This is a genomic window from Halomonas beimenensis (genome assembly GCF_002549795.1).
Classification (GTDB): Bacteria; Pseudomonadota; Gammaproteobacteria; order Pseudomonadales; family Halomonadaceae; genus Halomonas; species Halomonas beimenensis.
This window is the reverse complement of sequence record NZ_CP021435.1, coordinates 283,227-300,485: the sequence shown is the minus strand read 5'-3', so window position 1 is coordinate 300,485 and position 17,259 is coordinate 283,227. Positions and strand designations below refer to the sequence as shown.

Genomic DNA, 17,259 nt, shown 5'->3' with positions numbered 1-17,259 from the left:
TAAACTCCGGTGTTTCCGTTCCGGCGGCGACCAGCCTCTCATCGCTCGCGACATAAATCAGCGCTTCCTTCGCCCTTCGTCACTTTGACAAGCGGGGACGGCTGGGTCAGCGTTAACCGGCTAACGAGTGGCCGACCGGGCCGGTGAGCCCGGCGCGACGACAACCGGCAAAGGACGTCATCATGCTCAAGGTGTTATCGCGACCGGCGGTGAAGCTGGTCGAGCGCTATCTGCCCGATCCCTACATCTTCGTGCTGCTGCTGACCGTGATCGCGGCGGCCGCGGCCATCGCCGTGGAGCGTCAGACGCCCCTGGCGGTGCTGCGCTTCTGGGGAGACGGCTTCTGGAACCTGCTGACCTTCTCCATGCAGATGCTGCTGGTGCTGGTCACCGGCTTCATGCTGGCCAGCTCGCCCCCCGTCAAGCGGCTGCTGCAGCGCCTGGCGGGGCTGGCCCGCACCGCCGGCGCGGCCATCGTGCTGGTGACCCTGGTCTCGCTGGCCGCCAGCTGGATCAACTGGGGCTTCGGCCTGGTGGTGGGAGCGCTCTTCGCCAAGGAGCTGGCCCGTCAGGTTCGCGTCGACTACCGCCTGCTGGTGGCGAGCGCCTATTCCGGCTTCATCGTCTGGCATGGCGGGCTGGCGGGGTCGGTCCCCCTGACCATCGCCACCGACGGCCACTTCACCGTGGAGCGGATCGGCGTGATCGGCACCGCCGAGACCATCTTCTCGTCCTTCAACCTGCTGATCGTCCTGGCGCTGTTCGTCGCCGTCCCGCTGTTCAACCGGCTGATGCTGCCCAGCGAACGGGAGAGCGTCTACATCGACCCCCGGCTGCTCGACGAACAGACCGAGCCTCGGGGCCGGATCACCCGCCCGGCGGAACGCCTGGAGAACAGCCTGACCCTGGCCTGGCTGGTGGGCATTCCGGGACTGCTGTTCCTGGTCGACCACTTCCTGCTCCAGGGGGGCGGGCTCAACCTCAACGTGGTCAACTCCCTCTTCCTGTTCCTGGCCATCGTGCTGCATCGCACGCCGAAGAGCCTGCTCGAGAGCCTCCACGAGGCCATCAAGGGGGGGGCCGGCATCGTCATCCAGTTCCCCTTCTACGCGGGGATCATGGCGATCATGGTGCAGTCCGGACTCGCCGGCACCCTCTCCGGGGCCCTCATCTCGCTGGCCACCGAGACCACCCTGCCCTTCTGGACCTTCGTCAGCGCGGGCCTGGTCAACCTCTTCGTGCCCTCCGGCGGCGGCCAGTGGGCCGTCCAGGCGCCGGTGATGCTGCCCGCCGCCGAGGCCCTGGGCGTGGACATCCCGCGGGTGGCCATGGCCGTGGCCTGGGGGGACGCCTGGACCAACCTGCTGCAGCCCTTCTGGGCCCTGCCAGTGCTCGGCATCGCCGGCCTCAAGGCCAAGGACATCATGGGCTTCTGCCTGGTGCAGCTGCTGCTCACGGGGCTGATCATCGCCGCCGGCCTGACCTGGCTCTAGGAGCCCGGGCAAGCGTCGATTGACCACTGGTGACGCCTGGTCCCCATCCCGGGGGCGAGGCGTTATGCTGGGGGGACCATTCCCAAGGACCCGACGCCCCGATGGACGAACACGCCCTTCCCGGCCAGCACGAGCTGACCATGACCGTGCTGATGACCCCCGACATGGCCAACTTCAGTGGCAAGGTGCACGGCGGCGCCATCCTCAAGAAGCTCGACGAGGTGGCCTATGCCTGCGCCAGCCGCTACTCGGGTCACTATGTGGTGACCCTCTCGGTGGATCAGGTGCTGTTCAAGCAGCCGATCCATGTCGGCGAGCTGGTCACCTTCCTGGCCAGCGTCAACCACGTCGGCCGCTCCTCCATGGAGATCGGCATCAAGGTGGTCGCCGAGGACATCCAGAACAAGCTGATCCGCCACACCAACAGCTGCTACCTCACCATGGTGGCGGTGGACGCGGACGGCAAGCCGGCCCCGGTCCCGCCCCTGAAGCTGGAGACACGGGCCCAGAAGCTGCGCTTCGAGAAGGCGGCGCTGCGCAAGAAGCTGCGCAAGCAGGCCGAGGAGGAGGAGCGCCGCACCCAGGTCGAGCACGACGCCGGCTGATTCCCCCTGTCAGTAGGAGGATTCCTGGATGGCCTCGCCGCCTTCCTCGAGGTCCTGTCCCACGCCGCGCACGGTGTTGCAGCCGGCCAGCAACGACAGGGTGAAGAGGGTGGCGATCGTCAGCAGTAGTGTCCGTTTCATGGGACCTCCGGGGCGCGTGAGTCGAAACAGCGGTTGCTTATTCAATCTAGCAGCCTTCGGGCTCAGGTCGAGAGCAGCCGCAGGACGATGGCCAGGATCACCGCGACGGTCAGCCACTTCACCCACAGGGCGCCTCGGGGACTCATGTTCACCCGGACCGCCAGCCAGGCGCCGCTCATGCTCCCCGCGGCCAGTGCCAGGCCGTGCCCCCAGCGGACCTGGCCCTCGGCCACGAACAGCCCCAGCGCCGGCAGGGTGTAGACGAGCACGATCAGCACCTTGAAGACGTTGACCTGGGCGAGGTCCACCCGGAGCAGGCGATAGAGCACCACCATGAAGAGGATGCCCACCCCGACCTGGATGAAGCCGCCGTAGATGCCCACGGCGAACATCGCCAGATGGACGCCCGGGGTGAGCCGGTCCGGACTCAGCGCCCGGGTCACCAGACGGGGCTGGGGCAGCAGCATCAGCAGGGCCGAGAGGGTCATCACGGCGACCAGCACGGCCTCGAAGGCCGCATCGCTGACTCGCAGGGCGAGCCAGGTGCCCAGCAGGGCCCCCAGCACGGCGGGGACGGCCAGCCGCAGGCCGAGGCCGAAGTGCCCTGCGCCGGCGCGCCGGAAATGCACCACGGCCGAGACGCTCTGCAGCAGGATCGACACCCGGTTGGTGCCGTTGGCGGCCTGGGGCGGCAGCCCCAGGAAGATCAGCAGCGGCAGGGTGAGCATCGAGCCCCCTGCCGAGAGCACGTTGATGAACCCGGCCACGCCGCCGATGGCGAACAGGGCCAGCACCTCGAGTGGCGTCATGGCGGCATCCCTTCCGTTCCCGGCTCGCCCGGCGGCCTATCCCCCGGGGCGACTGCCTGTGCCATGATAGCCTCAGGATACCCCCAGGAGGCCAGGAGGAGAGCCCCATGCCGGAATTCACCCCGGACCCGCGACTGGAAGCGGACAGCTATCCCATCACCGAGCTGCCGCTCTGCCAGCTGCGCCTGATGAACGACGCCCGCTATCCCTGGCTGGTGCTGATCCCACGTCGCCCCGGGGTCGTCGAGGTATACGACCTCGCCGAGCACGATCAGCGACAGCTGTGGCGGGAAGCCACCCTGCTGGGGCAGGCCCTCAAGGGCAACCTGGGAGGAGACAAGCTCAACATCGCCACCCTCGGCAACCTGGTGCCCCAGTTGCACGTGCACGTGATCCTGCGTCGCGAAGGGGACGCCGCCTGGCCCGGCCCGGTCTGGGGCCAGGGGCGGGCCGAGGCCTACGACCTGGACGCCCTGGCGGACAGCCGCGACCGCATCCTGGCCCTGGTGGAGGGCCTCGACGGCCTAGAAGACGAGTGATCCCTCAGGGGCGCATCAGCAGCCGGCCATTCAGGTCGGTCATCAGGGGCTCGACCAGGCGGGGAGGCAAGGGCCGGCCGTCGCGGTAGGCGGTCATGCTGATCAGGGTCGCGCCGTCGGCCGCCTCGACCTCCAGGCGGACGCGGTAGCCCGGCCAGCGGGCGATGACCGCCTCCAGCCGCCCCAGGTCGGCATCGGCATGGCGGATCACGTAGCCCCGCGCCATCAGCAGGCTCATCGCCTCGGTCAGGACCGTCTCCACGGGCACGGCCGACTCCCGCGTGGCGGGCGTGGCGGGGCCCGCCGGCGTGGCGCAGCCCGCCAGCCAGGCCGCCAGCACGGCCACCGATACCGCCGCCCTCATGGTGCCCCCTCCCCCGCCTGGCGGCGGATGGCCTCGCGCAGGTCGAGGCAGAAGGTCGCATCGCTGGCGGTGCGCGAGCGGACCAGCTCATTGCGCCAGTCGAACAGGCGGATGTCCCGGGCCACCTGGACCGTCTCCCCGACCACCACCGAGACCCGCTCGACCTCGGTGGCCTCGTCGGACAGGGTGCCGAACCCGGCGCCCAGGCCCAGCCAGACGCCTCCGCCCCTTCGGCCGTGGCTGCCGCCCAGCACGAAGGCGCCGATGTCCGGCTCGACATGGCCGGGATAGAAGGTACGCTCGGCGCGCTCGGCACTCACCAGGCCGAGGGCCGGCGCGGTATGGCGAACCAGGAAGCCCTCCTCCTCCAGCGCCGCCACCACCCGCGTCAGGGTGGCCGGGGGACGGTCGGCCTGCACGGGCCAGCGGCAGGCCGCCGAGGGCGCCGGCTCGGCCTCGGGCAGGCGCGACGGCAGCGACTGGCAGCCGACCAGTACCGCGAGCAAGAGGGTGCCGCCCAGACGCCACATGCCGAATCCTCCTTTCCTTGATCCGAGTCTAGCCCTTCCCACCCTTGAAGGCCGCCGGCGGCATCCGCATGTCATGTGGAAAGGCTATGATGGCGATGCATGGAATTCGCTTACCCGACCGCCATGCCCCCGCCTACACTGGCCCCACACGCGATCAAGGAGGCATTCGCATGACCGACACCAACAGCATCGGCCTGCACGAGGCCAGCGCCAGCCAGCTCGCCGAACGGCTCAACGTCCTGCTGGCCAACTACCAGATCTTCTACATGAACGTGCGCGGCTACCACTGGAACGTGAAGGGGCACGACTTCTTCCAACTGCACACCAAGTTCGAGGAGTTCTACACCGATCTGCTGATGAAGGTCGACGAGGTCGCCGAACGGATCCTGACCCTCGGTCACCGTCCGGTGCACGCCTACAGCGACTACTTCCGCATCGCCAGCATCGAGGAGGACAAGGACGTCCACGACGGCGAGGCCTGCGTGCGCGGCGTGCTGCGGGGCTACCAGCAGCTGATCGAGCTGCAGCGCGAGATCCTGTCGCTGGCCTCCGACGCCGACGACGAGGGCACCGCCGCCCAGGTCGGCGACTACATCCGCGAGCAGGAGAAGACGGTCTGGATGCTCAACGCCTATCTGGGCTGATCCGCCCCCCACCCGAGCGCCGAGCGCCGCCCTCCGGGGCGGCGTTTTTCATGGGGCCCCGTCCTGCGGGGCCTCGCCCTCGGCGGCACGCACCAGCTCGGCGGGCAGCGGCTTCTTCATCCGCACGCCCAGACGCTCCAGTTCCCTGGCCTGGGCCACCAGGCTGCCCTGCCCCTCGGACAGCCGGTTCATGGCCCGCCGGTGGCTGTCGCCGGCTCGCTCCAGGTGTCGACCCACCTCCTGCAGGCTCTCCACGAAGCCGCCGAACTTGGCCAGCAGGCGCTCGGCCCGCTCGCCGATCTGGCGGGCATTCTCGTTCTGGCGCTCCAGGCTCCACAGCCCCGCCACGGTACGCAGGCTGGCCAGCAGGGTGGTCGGCGTGACCATCACCACCTGGCGGTCGAAGGCCTCCTGGAACAGGCTCGGGTCGCGTTCGAAGGCCGCGGCGAAGGCCGGCTCCACCGGCACGAAGAGGAACACGAAGTCCGGGGACCGCAAGCCCGGCAGGCCGGGGTAGTCCTTGGCGGCGAGCCCCTGGACGTGCTGGCGCAGGGACTGCAGGTGAGCGCCCATGGCCGTCTCGCGCTCGGCCTCGTCCTCGGCGTTGACCACCCGGGTCCAGGCCTCCAGGGAGACCTTGGCGTCGACGATCAGGTGGCGGTCCTCGGGCAGGTAGATGACGGCGTCGGGGCGGCGCCGGCCCTGCTCGCCGGACAGCGACACCTCACGGCGATACTCCACGTCGCGGCGCAGGCCGCTGCGCTCCAGTACCGTCTCCAGGATCAGCTCGCCCCAGTTGCCCTGAGCCTTCTGGTCGCCCTTGAGCGCCCGGGCCAGCGAGGCCGCCTCGTCGCCCAGGCGGGCGTTGAGCCCGGCGAGCTGGTCGAGCTGGGCCTTGAGCGCGCCGCGCTCGCGCTGCTCCTGGTCGTGCAGCGCCTCGACCCGCTGGCGGAACTGCTGGACCTGTTCGCGGAAGGGCTTGAGCAGCGCCTCCAGGCTCTCGCGGCTCTGGGCGCTGTAGGCCTGCTGGCGCTCCTCGAAGACGCGGCCGGCGAGCTGGTGGAACTCGTCCTTGAGGCGTTCCCGGGCCTCCTCCAGCAGCGCCAGCTGCTCGCGGTGGCGCAGCGCCGCCTGCTCCCGTTCCGCCTCCAGGCGCGCGGCACGCTCACGCTGCTCGGCGAGCCGATCGCGGGCCTCGGCGAGTTCCGCCTCCAGCGTCGCCAGGCGCTCGCGGCAGCCGTCGAGCTGGGCGTCGCTCTGGGTCAGCTCCTGCTCCAGGCGACTCGCGGCGACCTCGCGCTCGGCCAGCCGGCTCGCGGTATCGGCCAGCCGGCGCCGCAGGCGAAGGCCCCAGGCCAGGGCCGCGAGGGCCGACAGCGCCAGGGCGGCGGCCAGCGGCCCGCCCGGGATGAGGCTCCAGGCCTCGCTCATGCCGTCCTCCTCAGCTCGACGGGCGCGCCAGGTCCTCGATCAGGGCGCGCAGCAGCCCCCAGAATTCCTCCACCGAGGCGACCTCGACCCGCTCGTCCGGGGAGTGGGCACCGCGAATCAGGGGGCCGAAGGAGATCATCGCCATCTCCGGATACTTGGCGCCGAGGATGCCGCACTCCAGCCCCGCATGGATCACCTTGACCTCCGGATCCACGCCCAGCCGTGCCCGGTGCAGCGCACGGAAACGCGCCAGCAGGGAGCTGTCGGGATCGGGGGTCCAGCCCGGGTAGCCGTTCTCGACCCGGGTGCGGGCGCCGATCAGCTCGAACAGCGCCCGGAAGCGGTCGGCGATGTCGGCGGTGGCGCTGTCGCGCAGGGAGCGCACCAGGGCGCAGAGGTGGAAGCGTCCCCCTTCCAGGGTGACCACCCCCAGGTTGTTGGAGGTCTCCACCACCCCGGGCACGTCGACGCTCATCCGTTCGACCCCGCAGGGCGCGGCATGCAGGGCGGCGATCAGCAGGCGGCTGGCGTCCCGGGTCAGGGCCTCGGCGGCGCGGGCCTCGACGGTCTCGAGGGCCAGCGCCAGGTGGTCGTCGGCGCCGGCGAGCTCGTCGCGCAGCTCCAGCTCCAGGGCCAGCAGGCGTTCCCGGGCGCCCTCGACCTCGTCGGCGGGCAGCGCCAGGGTGGCGAAGGCCTCACGCGGCAGGGCATTGCGCAGGGTGCCGCCCCGGTAGTCGACCAGCCGGGCGTCGAAGGCCTCCAGGGCGCGCAGCACCCGCACCAGCAGGCGGTTGGCGTTGCCGCGCCCCTTGTGGATGTCGATCCCGGAATGACCGCCGGTCAGGCCGGTCAGGGCAAGGCGCACCAGGGCCTCGTCTTCCTCGAGGTCGGAGGTGGGCAACTGGGCATCGACCACCACGTCGGCCCCGCCGGCGCAGCCGATGTAGACCTGGCCGCGATCCTCGGAATCGAGGTTGAGCAGGATCCGCCCGTCCAGCCAGTCCTCGGCCAGGTTGAGGGCGCCCCCCATGGACGACTCCTCCTCCAGGGTGAACAGGGCCTCCAGGGGCCCATGAGTGAGGGTATCGTCCTCGAGCACCGCCAGGGCCGCGGCCACGCCCAGGCCGTTGTCGGCCCCCAGGGTGGTGTGGCGGGCATGCAGCCAGCCGTCCTCGAGATAGGTCTCGATGGGATCCCGGGCGAAGTCGTGGGGATGATCGGCATTGGCCTGGGCCACCATGTCCAGGTGCCCCTGAAGGACCACGCCCGGGGCGGCTTCATGCCCCTTCGATGCCGGCTTGCGGATTCGCAGGTTGCCGGCGGCGTCGCGGTCATGGGCCAGGCCCTGCTCGTCGGCCCAGGCCTCGAGGCGGGCCACCAGGGCGGCCTCGTGGCCGGAGGGACGCGGCGTGTTGCACAGGGTGCGGAAGTGCCGCCACAGCGGCTGCGGCGAGAGCTGCTCGAGATGTGCGTTCATGGCGCTTCGGTATCTGGGTTGACCCGGGCACTCTACCGGGCGTCCTCGTCCAAGGAAAGCGCGGCCGAGGCCAGGCGCCTCGCCACGACGCCGCGACGCCAGGCATCCACCCGCCGCGCCCCGTCCAGGCCCAGGCGCCCCGTCAGCCAGGCATCGTCGCGTCCCTGGAAGGCCCAGGCGGCCAACCGGGCCAGGTCGGGGTCCCGGTCCCCGGCAACGGCGGCCCGACGGACCAGCGCCTGGATGGCCGGGCGGGCCAGGGCCGCCTCGCGGTGGCCATGGGCCACGTCCGACAGGTCTCGAAGGTCGTCGTCGCCCAGCGGCGAGACGGGCCCCTCCGCGAGCAGCGCCAACGCCACCGCCGGCTCCAGCTCCCCGAGCTCGAAGGCCAGCAGGGCCGGCAGCAGCCGGTGGAAGCGTGCCGTCAGCCGCTCGGCCAGGGCCCTGCCGCGGGCGCTGGTGGGCATGACCACCATGACGGCATGCTCCCCGGTGGCGGCCTCGCGGCTCAGCCCCAGGCGCACGGCGCGAAAGCCCTGGTCCTGCCAGAAGGCCAGCAGCCCCGGCTCCGCGCCGAAGCTTGCCCCCAGCAGGTCGAGGCCCGCCTCGCGGGCCCGCTCGCGCTCGGCGTCCAGCAGCAGGCGGCCGAGTCCCTGGCGTCGACGCTCGGGGTGGACGGCGATGCGCAGCACCCGGCGCAGCCGGCCGGTCAGCGCCTCGCGACTGCCGGCATGGGCGGCCAGGGACTGGGCCAGCAGGTGGCCCCGGGGGCGACGCTCGCCCCGGGCCACCTGCTCGGCCAGCTCGGCATCGAAGCCGCCCTCGTCGCCGGTGACCACCACCGCCTGGGGGCCGGCGGCGTCCTCCAGGGTGGCGAGACGGGTGCCGGGCGCGTCCAGCAGCCGGCGCAGGTCGCCCGGGGTGGTGCGGTAGTGGGCCTGGACCAGGAGCCCGAAGAGGGCCCGCAGGTGAGGCTCGTCCCGGGCCAGCGCCTCGCGGCCCACCGCCTGCCAGTGCAGGCCTCGACCGGCGGGGGCCGAGGGCTCGGCATCCAGCATCAGGAGCCGACCGGTCAGGACCTCCAGGGGATCGCCCTCGGCCCAGCGGATGGGCGCCGCCAGGTGGCATTCCCGCCAGCCGGGGGCGAGGCGTTCCAGCCGCTCGCGGAAGCGCAGCGCGAAGCCGCGGCCGGCCCCCTCGTAGCCATGCACGGTGGTGGCGAAGGCGATCCGCGGGAAGGCCTCCAGCCATCGCCCGAGCAACGCCGCCGGGATGGCCGCGGCTTCGTCGACCAGCAGCCAGGCCCCGGCGCCGCCGGCCTCGCCGCGCTCGACCCGTTCGCTGAGCGCATCCGGCGCCAGGAAGGTCACCCGCTTCTCCCCGACCTGGAAGCGGTTGCCCTGCCGCTCTCCCCCGGGGCACAGCCTGGCCAGGCGCTCGAAGAGCGCCGCGACCGCCGAGGGACGCGGCGCGGTGACCAGGACCTGGGCCTCGCCCCGGGCGAGCAGCCGGGCGCAGGCGATGCCCAGGGCGGCGGTCTTGCCCCGGCCCCGGTCCGCGGTGAGCACCAGCGGGCGCCGGCGGCGCAGCCGGACCAGGCGCTCGACGGCCACGGCCTGGTCGCGGGTCAGGCAGTCCGGGTCGTCGGGAGGCGGCTCGGGCGCCACGGCCTCCGGCCAGTCGGGGATCGCCGGCGGAGCTTCGGCGGGCCAGCGCAGCGCCTCCGGCGCCGCCGCCAGCAGACGGGCGAGCCGGGCCAGGTAGCGGGCCTGGAGGTCCTCGACGCGCCAGGGATGCTCGGCCAGGCGGGCATAGTCGGCATCGGGACGCGAGCCCCAGTCCGGCGGCGTCAGCAGCACCAGCAGGCCGCCGGCGCGCAGGGTGCCGGAGACCGCGCCGAAGGCGTCCGGATCGAACCCGGCCTGGGCGGAGACCGCGTCGACCACCACCAGCCCCTGTTCGCCGCCGAGCCGGGTGCGCGCCTTGGCGGCGGGCAGCGGCGCGATGCCGGCCGCATCCAGGGCCGGCAGAGCCGGTCCCAGCCAGAGCGGCGCCGGCCAGGGACGGGCCCGCCACAGGGCCAGCGCCCGGCTCACCGCCGTTCCGGCGGGGGCGGCGATCCACAGCAGGCCTCGATGGCGGCGCTGCGCGAGGGCATCGGCGGCGGCCGTCAGCCGCCCCGGGTCAGGGGGCGAAACGGCCGAAGCCGCCCCGGGGGCGGCTTCAGGTGGAAGGATTACCACGCTGGCATCCTCGTGTCAGGGGGTGGGCATCAGCATCTCAGCCATAGGCCACGCTCGGCAACCAGGTCGCGATGGCGGGCAGCAGGAAGACCAGCGCCAGGGCCACCAGCTGGATGATGATGTAGGGCATGACCCCGCGGTAGATGTCCGGGGCGGTGATCTCCGGCGGCGCCACGCCCTTGATGTAGAAGAGCGCGAAGCCCACCGGCGGCGTCAGGAAGGAGGTCTGCAGGCACATGGCGAAGAGGATGGTGAACCACACCAGATCGAAGCCCAGGCTCTGCACCACCGGTGCCACCAGCGGCAGGATGATCAGGGTGATCTCCACCCAGTCGAGGAAGAAGCCCAGCAGGAAGACCGCGAACAGGATGGTGATCACGATGCCGCTCGGGCCGAAGGGCAGGCCGAGCAACGCATCCTCGATCACCTCGTCGCCGCCCAGGCCACGCAGTACCACCGAGAAGGCGGTGGCCCCCAGGAAGATGGCGAAGATGAACGCCGAGGTACGGGTGGTCTGGAACAGCGACTCCCGCATCACGGGCAGGCTCAGGCGCCCGGACAGCAGCGCCAGCAGCAGCGCGCCCACGGCGCCCACGCCGGAGGCCTCGGTGGGCGTGGCCACGCCGGCGAAGATCGACCCCAGTACGCCGAGGATCAGGGCGGCGGTGGGAATCACCGCGACGATCACGTCCCAGATCACCCGGGGACCGATGTCGGGCAGGTCCTCCGGCGCCGGAGCGATGTGCGGCTGCAGCATCGGCCGGCCGATGGCGTAGATCACGTACATGGCGCCGAGCAGCAGGCCCGGGAAGAAGGCTCCCATGAAGAGATCGCCCACCGAGGCCTCCGGCACCGCCAGGCGATCGGCCATCAGCACCAGCATGATGGACGGCGGGATCAGGATGCCGAGCGTTCCCGTGGCACAGGCCGTGCCCACGGCGAAGCCCTTGTCGTACTTGTTCTCCATCATCACCGGCAGCGACAGCATGCCGAGCAGCACCACGGAGGCGCCGATGATGCCGGTAGTGGCCGCCAGCAGCACGCCGATGACGATCACCGTGACCGCATAGCCGCCGCGCACGGCGCCGAACAGCTTGACCATGTTGTTCATCAGGCGTTCGGCGATGCCGGACTGGTCCAGCATGATGCCCATGAAGATGAACATGGGTAGCGCCACCAGGGTCTCGCTCTCGACGAGCCCCCAGACCCGCTCGGGGACCAGCGCCATGGAAGAGTTGTAGTCGAACCAGAGGTCGGCGCCGAAGCTGTCGACGGCGACCACGCCGATCACCGTCCAGACGACGGCGGTACCGCCCAGCACCCAGGCGACGGGAAAACCGGTCATCAGCAGCACGCCGAAGGTGGCGAACATGCCGATGACGAAGATTGCTTCAAGTGACATCAGGATGCGTCCCCTTTGGCGTTGTCGGAGGCGATGGGCTTGGGAAAGCCGAACAGCAGGGCGGTGACGCGCAGCAGGCGCGACAGGGCCGCCAGGATCAGCAGGGCGAAGGACAGCGCCACCGTGGCCTTGAGGATCCAGCGATGCGACAGCCCGGCCGGCGCCTGGCTGGTCTCGCCCTGCAGATAGGAGCTCCAGGCGTAGGGCACCATCTCGTAGAGGGAGATCCCCAGGAAGGGCAGCAACAGCAGGAGGATGCCGAACAGCTCGATCCAGCCCTGGGTCCTCAGGCTCAGGCGTTCATGAAGGACGTCGACTCGCACATGATCATCGGTGGTCAGGGTATAGGCCAGGCCCAGCAGCCAGGCCGCCCCGGCGATGTGCCACTGCCACTCCTCCAGCGTCACCGACCCCTGGCCGAAGGCATAGCGCCCGACCACGGCCCAGATGATCACCGCCACCACGAGCAGCCAGAACCAGGACGCGGCCTTTCCGATCAGCGCCAGGGCCCGGTCGAGGGCTCGGCTGAGGCGAGTCTGGGGGAGTTCGGTATGGTGGTGGACGAGCTCTTCCACCTCGGACGGGCTCAGGCCGTGCGGTTCATGGGAATGGCGATCAGGCTCCGTCATGGATCAATCTCTCAGGCCGAGCGAGGCCCGCTGTCACGGGCCTCGGGATGGGTTCCGAGGCGGCGGGACTCCCGCCGCCTTGCCGGTGCCCGGCTCCGGGGGGCCGGGCGGGCCGATCACTCCTCGCCGTCGTCCGGCGCGGTCAGCTCGGCGGGCAGGTAGGCACGGCTGTCCCAGACGGAGTAGGTCTCCTGGAAGGCTTGCTGGCTCTCGTAGACGCGACGGAAGTCCTCGTCGTTGGCCGCCTCTTCCGCCAGCACCTCGTTGGTGACGTCCTTCAGTTCCTCCAGTACCTCCATGGGGATCTGCTGGGCGTTGACGCCCTGCTCCTGGAAGCCGGCCAGTACCTCGCCGTTCTTGTACTCGCCCTCGGCCAGGCCAAGGGTCGTCGCGGCGGTGCAGGAGGCCTCGACCAGGGCCTTCTGGGCCTCGGTGGCGCTATCCCACTCGTCCTTGTTGATCAGCATGTACTGGGCGGTGAACGGCTGGTGCCACCCCGGGAAGAGGTTGTAGTTCACCACCTGATCGAAGCCGAGGATCTGGTCGATGGCGGGCATGGAGAACTCGGTGGCGTCGATGGTGCCCTTCTCCAGCGCCTGGAAGAGCTCGCCGCCCGGCATCATGGTCACGGAGGCGCCCAGGCGCTCGAGCACCTTGCCGCCGAGGCCGGCGAAACGGATCTTCAGGCCTTCGTAGTCCTCCAGGGAGGTGATCTCGCTGGAGTACCAGCCGGCGGTTTCCGGCCCGATGATGCCGCACAGCTGAGCGTGGACGTTGAAGCCCTTGTTGGCGTAAACCTCCTGGAGCATCTCGTGGCCACCGCCGTAGTAATACCAGCCGGTGAAGGCCCAGGGCTTGAGGCCGAAGGGCACGGCGGCGAACAGCGGGACCGCCGGGACCTTGCCCTGGTCGTAGCCGATCCAGGTGTAGCCCGCCTGGACCTTGCCGTCGGACACGGACTGCAGGATGTCGAAGGCCGGCACCAGCTCGCCGGGCTCGTAGACCCGCACCTCGATGGAACCGTCGGAGGCGGTGGTCAGGTTGTCGGCGACCCAGGCCGCCGGCGAGCCGAGGCCCGGCAGGTTGGTCGAGAACGCCACCGGCATGCGCCAGCGCAGGTCGTCGGCGAAGGCGGAGCCGGTGACGAGGGCGAGTGCACCGGCGCAGCCGGCCATGGTCTTGACGAGTTTCATAGTGAAGTCTCCGTGCTTTTCTTGTGGTTGCTCCAGCGTGTCGACGTCCCGGATCGGACAGGACGCCGGAAACGACCTCCTGCCGCGAGTCAGGGACTCGCCGGCCTGTTCCTCGGGCCAGTGTAGGCCCGCCGTCCGAACGGTGACCAACGACGGTCCTCCACGCTTCCGACCTCCGTTGTTCGCCGAATGACGCTATAGCGCCCTTCACGCCTTTTCAACTTAGGTAAATTGGTATGACCAAAAATCGGGGTTATCCCCCTCGCGGATCCCGCGACTCCTGTCCCGGCACTCCCTCGCCGAGGTGTCGGTAAACGCTGGCCCAGGCGAAAGAATTTCCTGTCGGCCGGATCGCCGCCCGACGACGGGCGAGAAGGCGTCACCCACGAGCCCTGCGACCAATGGATAAGTGCCACGACCATCTCGAGGGGCTCCGGCGACATCACGGCGACGCCGTCTTCACCACCCCGCGGGCGAGGCTCCGATGCGCTACCGCTGGAGCCTCGGTGCCGGGGCCTGCGAAAAACCGAATCAAACTTGACGATGAAAGTTTTCACGCAAGCTCCGCCTGGCTGATGCCTCCACCTTGGTCTCCTCAGACTAGGCGCCACGCCACACCCCTCAAACAGGCGTATTATCTCGAAGATTCAACGCAAGGATGAGAGCTGACAGGGGGTTACGCAATGTGACCTATGTCGGTTCCGAATAAGGGGAGACACGTATCGTCATACGGGCTCATCGGTGCCTGGGCGCGATGTTGTTACCGAAGATTCGACAGCCGTCACCCCCGGTAACATCCCTCTCGTGTCACGAGGTAACAGATCGAGATGACGGTTAGAGGTCATGGGGCCGGCGGCGACCTCTGCTGCAGGCGCGACGCCCAGCTGATACTATTCTCAGCCGCTATCCCATCGCATTTGGCCGGTGTCACCGCCCATCACCGGAAGGAGTCCCCGCTTGTCCAGCCCCGCCAGCCAGCGGCCTTCATCGTCCGCCCGCCGCCTGCCGATTCGCCTCGATGCCTGGAGCGGCCTGACCCTGCTCATCGCCCTGATCGTGGCCCTGCCGGTGATCGTCGTCCTGGCCCACATCGTCATGCCGGCAGGCGGCGTCTGGGCGCACCTGGTCGACACCGTGCTGGGCCGCTACCTGCTCAACACCCTCTTCCTGGTGGTGACGGTGGGGGTAGGGACCTTCGTGATCGGTACCGGCACGGCCTGGCTGGTGGTGATGTGCCGCTTCCCGGGGCGCAAGCTCTTCGAGTGGGCCCTGCTGCTGCCCCTGGCGGTGCCCACCTACGTGATCGCCTACGCCTACACCGACTTCCTGCAATACGCCGGCCCGGTACAGAGCGCCCTGCGCGAAGCCTTCGGCTGGGAACGCGGCGACTACTTCTTCCCCGACATCCGCTCCCTCGGCGGGGCCGCGACGCTGATCACCCTGGTGCTCTATCCCTACGTCTACATGCTGGCCCGGGCGACCTTCCTCGAGCAGTCGGTCTGCGTGCTGGACGTGGGCCGGACCCTGGGGCGCGGCCCCTGGCGGCTGTTCACCGGCATCGCCATCCCCCTGGCCCGCCCGGCCATCGTCGGCGGCGTGTCCCTGGCGCTGATGGAGACCCTCAACGAGTTCGGGGCGGTGCAGTACTTCGGCGTCGACACCTTCACCACCGGCATCTACCGCACCTGGTTCGGCATGGGCGAGCAGGTCGCCGCCGCCCAGCTCGCGGCCTGCCTGCTGGCCTTCGTGATCGTCTTCGTGCTGCTCGAGCGCTGGTCACGGGGCAAGCGGCGCTACTTCCACACCACGGGACGCTACCAGCAGCTCCCGGAATTCCGGCTGACGGGGATGCGGGCGCTGGCGGCGACCCTGGCCTGCCTGGCGCCGGTGCTGGTGGGCTTCCTGATTCCCAGCGGCCTGCTGGGCTATCTCTCGGTGCGGGGCGGGGATTCGTTGTTCGGCGCCCGGTTCCTCGAGTTCGCCGGCAACAGCCTGGTCCTGGCGGCCCTGGCGGCGGTGGTCGCCGTGGGCCTGGCCCTGGTGCTCAGCTACGGGGCCAGGCTCAACCCCGGGCCGGTCACGCGGACGGCGTCGTGGGTGGCCGCCATGGGCTACGCCGTGCCGGGGTCGGTGGTCGCGGTGGGCATCCTGATTCCCTTCGCCTGGCTGGACGACCAGATCAACGGCTTCCTGAAGGCCCACTATGGCGTGATCGCCGGGCTGATCTTCAGCGGCTCGGCCTTCATCCTGATCTACGCCTATGTGGTGCGCTTCCTGGCGGTCTCCTTCAACGCCCTGGAGGCGAGCCTGGGCAAGGTGACGCCGAGCATGGACGCGGCCGCCCGCACCCTGGGACAGACCGCCGGCGGCACCCTGCGCCGGGTGCACACCCCGCTCATGCGCGGCAGCCTGCTGGCCGCCGGCATCCTGGTGTTCGTGGACGTGATGAAGGAACTGCCGGCGACCATCATCCTGCGGCCGTTCGACTTCGACACCCTGGCGGTGCGGGCCCACAACCTGGCCGCCGACGAGCGGCGGGCCAGGGCCTCCACCGCCTCGCTGACGATCGTGGCGGTGGGCATCATCCCGGTGATCCTGCTCAGCCTGGCGATGCGCGGCTCACGGCCCGGCAGTCGCGCCCGGATCGGCCGGAAAGACAAAGACCTGTGACGGATCCAGCCGGACGGTGATCGGCTGGCCCTCCTCGGGCAGGAAGACGCCGGGCACGCGCGCATGGAGGTGATCCTCCCGCCCGCCGGCGCCATGGGCGCAGATATGCAACAGGCTGGTGCGCCCCAGCAACTTGGCCATGATCACGTGACTGTGATGGTCGGCAGGGGTCTCGTCCAGGGCCACCACCCGCAGCGCCTCGGGGCGGATCATCACTCGCGCCCGGCTGCCTTCGGCCAGTGCCGGCGCCAGCACCTCCCCCACCGGGGTATCCACCCGCCCCCGGCGAACCACTCCCTCGAGCTCGTTGACCTCGCCGAAGAAGGTGACCACGAAGGGATCGACCGGCGCGCAGTAGAGCTCGCGAGGCGTGCCCATCTGGACAATGTGGCCGTCGCGCATCAGGGCGATGCGATCGGCCATGAACATGGCTTCCTCGGGGTCGTGGGTGACCAGCAGGGCGCCGGCGCCCACCTTCTTGAGCACGTGCAGGGTGTCGTCGCGAATGCGGTCGCGCAACCGGGCATCCAGGCTCGAGAAGGGCTCGTCGAGCAGCATCAGCCGGGGCGCCGGAGCGAGCGCCCGGGCCAGGGCGACGCGCTGCTGCTGCCCGCCGGACAGCATGTGCGGATAGGTCTCGGCATAGCGCCCCATGCCCAGCTGCTCGAGCAGTTCCAGGGCCCGCCGTCGACGCTCCCGGACCGGCAGGGCCTCGAGTCCGAAGGTGACGTTCTGCAGCACGGAGAGGTGCGGGAAGAGGGCCGAATCCTGGAAGGCCAGGCCGACGTTGCGTTTCTCCGGGGGCACATGGGCCTTGCCGGGCCGCCCGATGGGCACCCCGTTCAGGTCGACCCGCCCCTGCTGGAGCACTTCCAGGCCCGCGACGATGCGCAGCAGGGTGGTCTTGCCGCAGCCGGACGGACCGAGCAGGCAGACCACCTCGCCCTGGCGCACCTCCAGGCCGACGTCCTCCACCGCCAGGTGATGGCCATAGGCGTGGCGAATGTTGTGCATGGCGAGCACCGGCGCCTGCTCCGGCGCGGCCTCGGGAACGGAAGACAACTGGGCGTGGCTGGTCATAGGCGAGGG

The 17,259-nt window shown here is 70.3% G+C and carries 16 protein-coding genes; 5 read left to right on the top strand and 11 right to left on the bottom strand.

What is annotated here, in order from left to right; translation table 11 throughout:
- The first annotated feature begins 182 nt into the window (after positions 1-182).
- A complete protein-coding gene (locus tag BEI_RS01455; RefSeq protein ID WP_097787838.1) occupies positions 183-1,493 on the top strand; it encodes a short-chain fatty acid transporter in 1,311 nt (436 codons plus the stop codon).
- A gap of 101 nt (positions 1,494-1,594) precedes the next feature.
- Positions 1,595-2,098, top strand: a complete 504-nt coding sequence (locus BEI_RS01450; protein WP_097787837.1) for an acyl-CoA thioesterase — start codon at positions 1,595-1,597, stop codon at positions 2,096-2,098.
- A gap of 9 nt (positions 2,099-2,107) precedes the next feature.
- Here BEI_RS01450 and BEI_RS01445 read toward each other — a convergent pair whose 3' ends face one another.
- Together BEI_RS01445 and BEI_RS01440 are read right to left on the bottom strand one after the other, a co-directional pair.
- Entirely contained in the window at positions 2,108-2,239 is a 132-nt protein-coding gene (locus BEI_RS01445) for an entericidin A/B family lipoprotein (RefSeq protein WP_097787836.1), read from the bottom strand.
- 62 nt (positions 2,240-2,301) lie between these two features.
- On the bottom strand, positions 2,302-3,048 hold the full coding sequence (locus tag BEI_RS01440; RefSeq protein WP_097787835.1) for a sulfite exporter TauE/SafE family protein: 747 nt from the start codon (positions 3,046-3,048) through the stop codon (positions 2,302-2,304).
- Between the two features lie 107 nt (positions 3,049-3,155).
- Between BEI_RS01440 and BEI_RS01435 the strand changes: the two genes are divergently transcribed.
- Positions 3,156-3,587, top strand: a complete 432-nt coding sequence (locus tag BEI_RS01435) for an HIT domain-containing protein (RefSeq protein ID WP_097787834.1) — start codon at positions 3,156-3,158, stop codon at positions 3,585-3,587.
- A gap of 4 nt (positions 3,588-3,591) precedes the next feature.
- Here the strand turns inward: BEI_RS01435 and BEI_RS01430 are convergent, their stop codons facing one another.
- Together BEI_RS01430 and BEI_RS01425 are read right to left on the bottom strand one after the other, a co-directional pair.
- On the bottom strand, positions 3,592-3,951 hold the full coding sequence (locus BEI_RS01430) for a hypothetical protein (RefSeq protein WP_097787833.1): 360 nt from the start codon (positions 3,949-3,951) through the stop codon (positions 3,592-3,594).
- Positions 3,948-4,481, bottom strand: a complete 534-nt coding sequence (locus BEI_RS01425) for a hypothetical protein (protein WP_097787832.1) — start codon at positions 4,479-4,481, stop codon at positions 3,948-3,950. Before BEI_RS01425 ends, BEI_RS01430 begins: the two co-directional genes overlap by 4 nt.
- A gap of 170 nt (positions 4,482-4,651) precedes the next feature.
- On the opposite strand from BEI_RS01425, the gene BEI_RS01420 reads away from it, so the two are divergent.
- Positions 4,652-5,125, top strand: coding sequence for a Dps family protein (locus BEI_RS01420; RefSeq protein WP_097787831.1), 474 nt, complete (start codon positions 4,652-4,654; stop codon positions 5,123-5,125).
- A 48-nt stretch (positions 5,126-5,173) separates the two neighbouring features.
- On the opposite strand, the gene BEI_RS01415 is transcribed toward BEI_RS01420, so the two are convergent.
- The 6 genes from BEI_RS01415 to BEI_RS01390 form a co-directional block, all read right to left on the bottom strand.
- Positions 5,174-6,556, bottom strand: coding sequence for a DNA recombination protein RmuC (locus BEI_RS01415; protein WP_097787830.1), 1,383 nt, complete (start codon positions 6,554-6,556; stop codon positions 5,174-5,176).
- Positions 6,557-6,566: 10 nt separating this feature from the next.
- Entirely contained in the window at positions 6,567-8,033 is a 1,467-nt protein-coding gene (locus BEI_RS01410; protein WP_097787829.1) for an aminoacyl-histidine dipeptidase, read from the bottom strand.
- Between the two features lie 32 nt (positions 8,034-8,065).
- Entirely contained in the window at positions 8,066-10,276 is a 2,211-nt protein-coding gene (locus tag BEI_RS01405; protein WP_227644537.1) for a tRNA(Met) cytidine acetyltransferase TmcA, read from the bottom strand.
- Positions 10,277-10,313: 37 nt separating this feature from the next.
- On the bottom strand, positions 10,314-11,678 hold the full coding sequence (locus tag BEI_RS01400) for a TRAP transporter large permease (RefSeq protein WP_097787828.1): 1,365 nt from the start codon (positions 11,676-11,678) through the stop codon (positions 10,314-10,316).
- Positions 11,678-12,307 carry a TRAP transporter small permease subunit gene (locus BEI_RS01395; RefSeq protein WP_097787827.1) on the bottom strand — a complete coding sequence of 210 codons (630 nt, stop codon included), beginning with the start codon at positions 12,305-12,307 and terminating at the stop codon, positions 11,678-11,680. The genes BEI_RS01400 and BEI_RS01395 overlap by 1 nt, the downstream gene beginning before the upstream one ends.
- A gap of 116 nt (positions 12,308-12,423) precedes the next feature.
- Positions 12,424-13,500, bottom strand: a complete 1,077-nt coding sequence (locus BEI_RS01390; protein WP_097787826.1) for a TRAP transporter substrate-binding protein — start codon at positions 13,498-13,500, stop codon at positions 12,424-12,426.
- Between the two features lie 957 nt (positions 13,501-14,457).
- On the opposite strand from BEI_RS01390, the gene BEI_RS01385 reads away from it, so the two are divergent.
- Entirely contained in the window at positions 14,458-16,170 is a 1,713-nt protein-coding gene (locus tag BEI_RS01385) for an ABC transporter permease (RefSeq protein WP_097787825.1), read from the top strand.
- On the opposite strand, the gene BEI_RS01380 is transcribed toward BEI_RS01385, so the two are convergent.
- Positions 16,120-17,250, bottom strand: a complete 1,131-nt coding sequence (locus BEI_RS01380; RefSeq protein ID WP_097787824.1) for an ABC transporter ATP-binding protein — start codon at positions 17,248-17,250, stop codon at positions 16,120-16,122. The genes BEI_RS01385 and BEI_RS01380 overlap by 51 nt on opposite strands.
- Positions 17,251-17,259 lie beyond the last annotated feature (9 nt).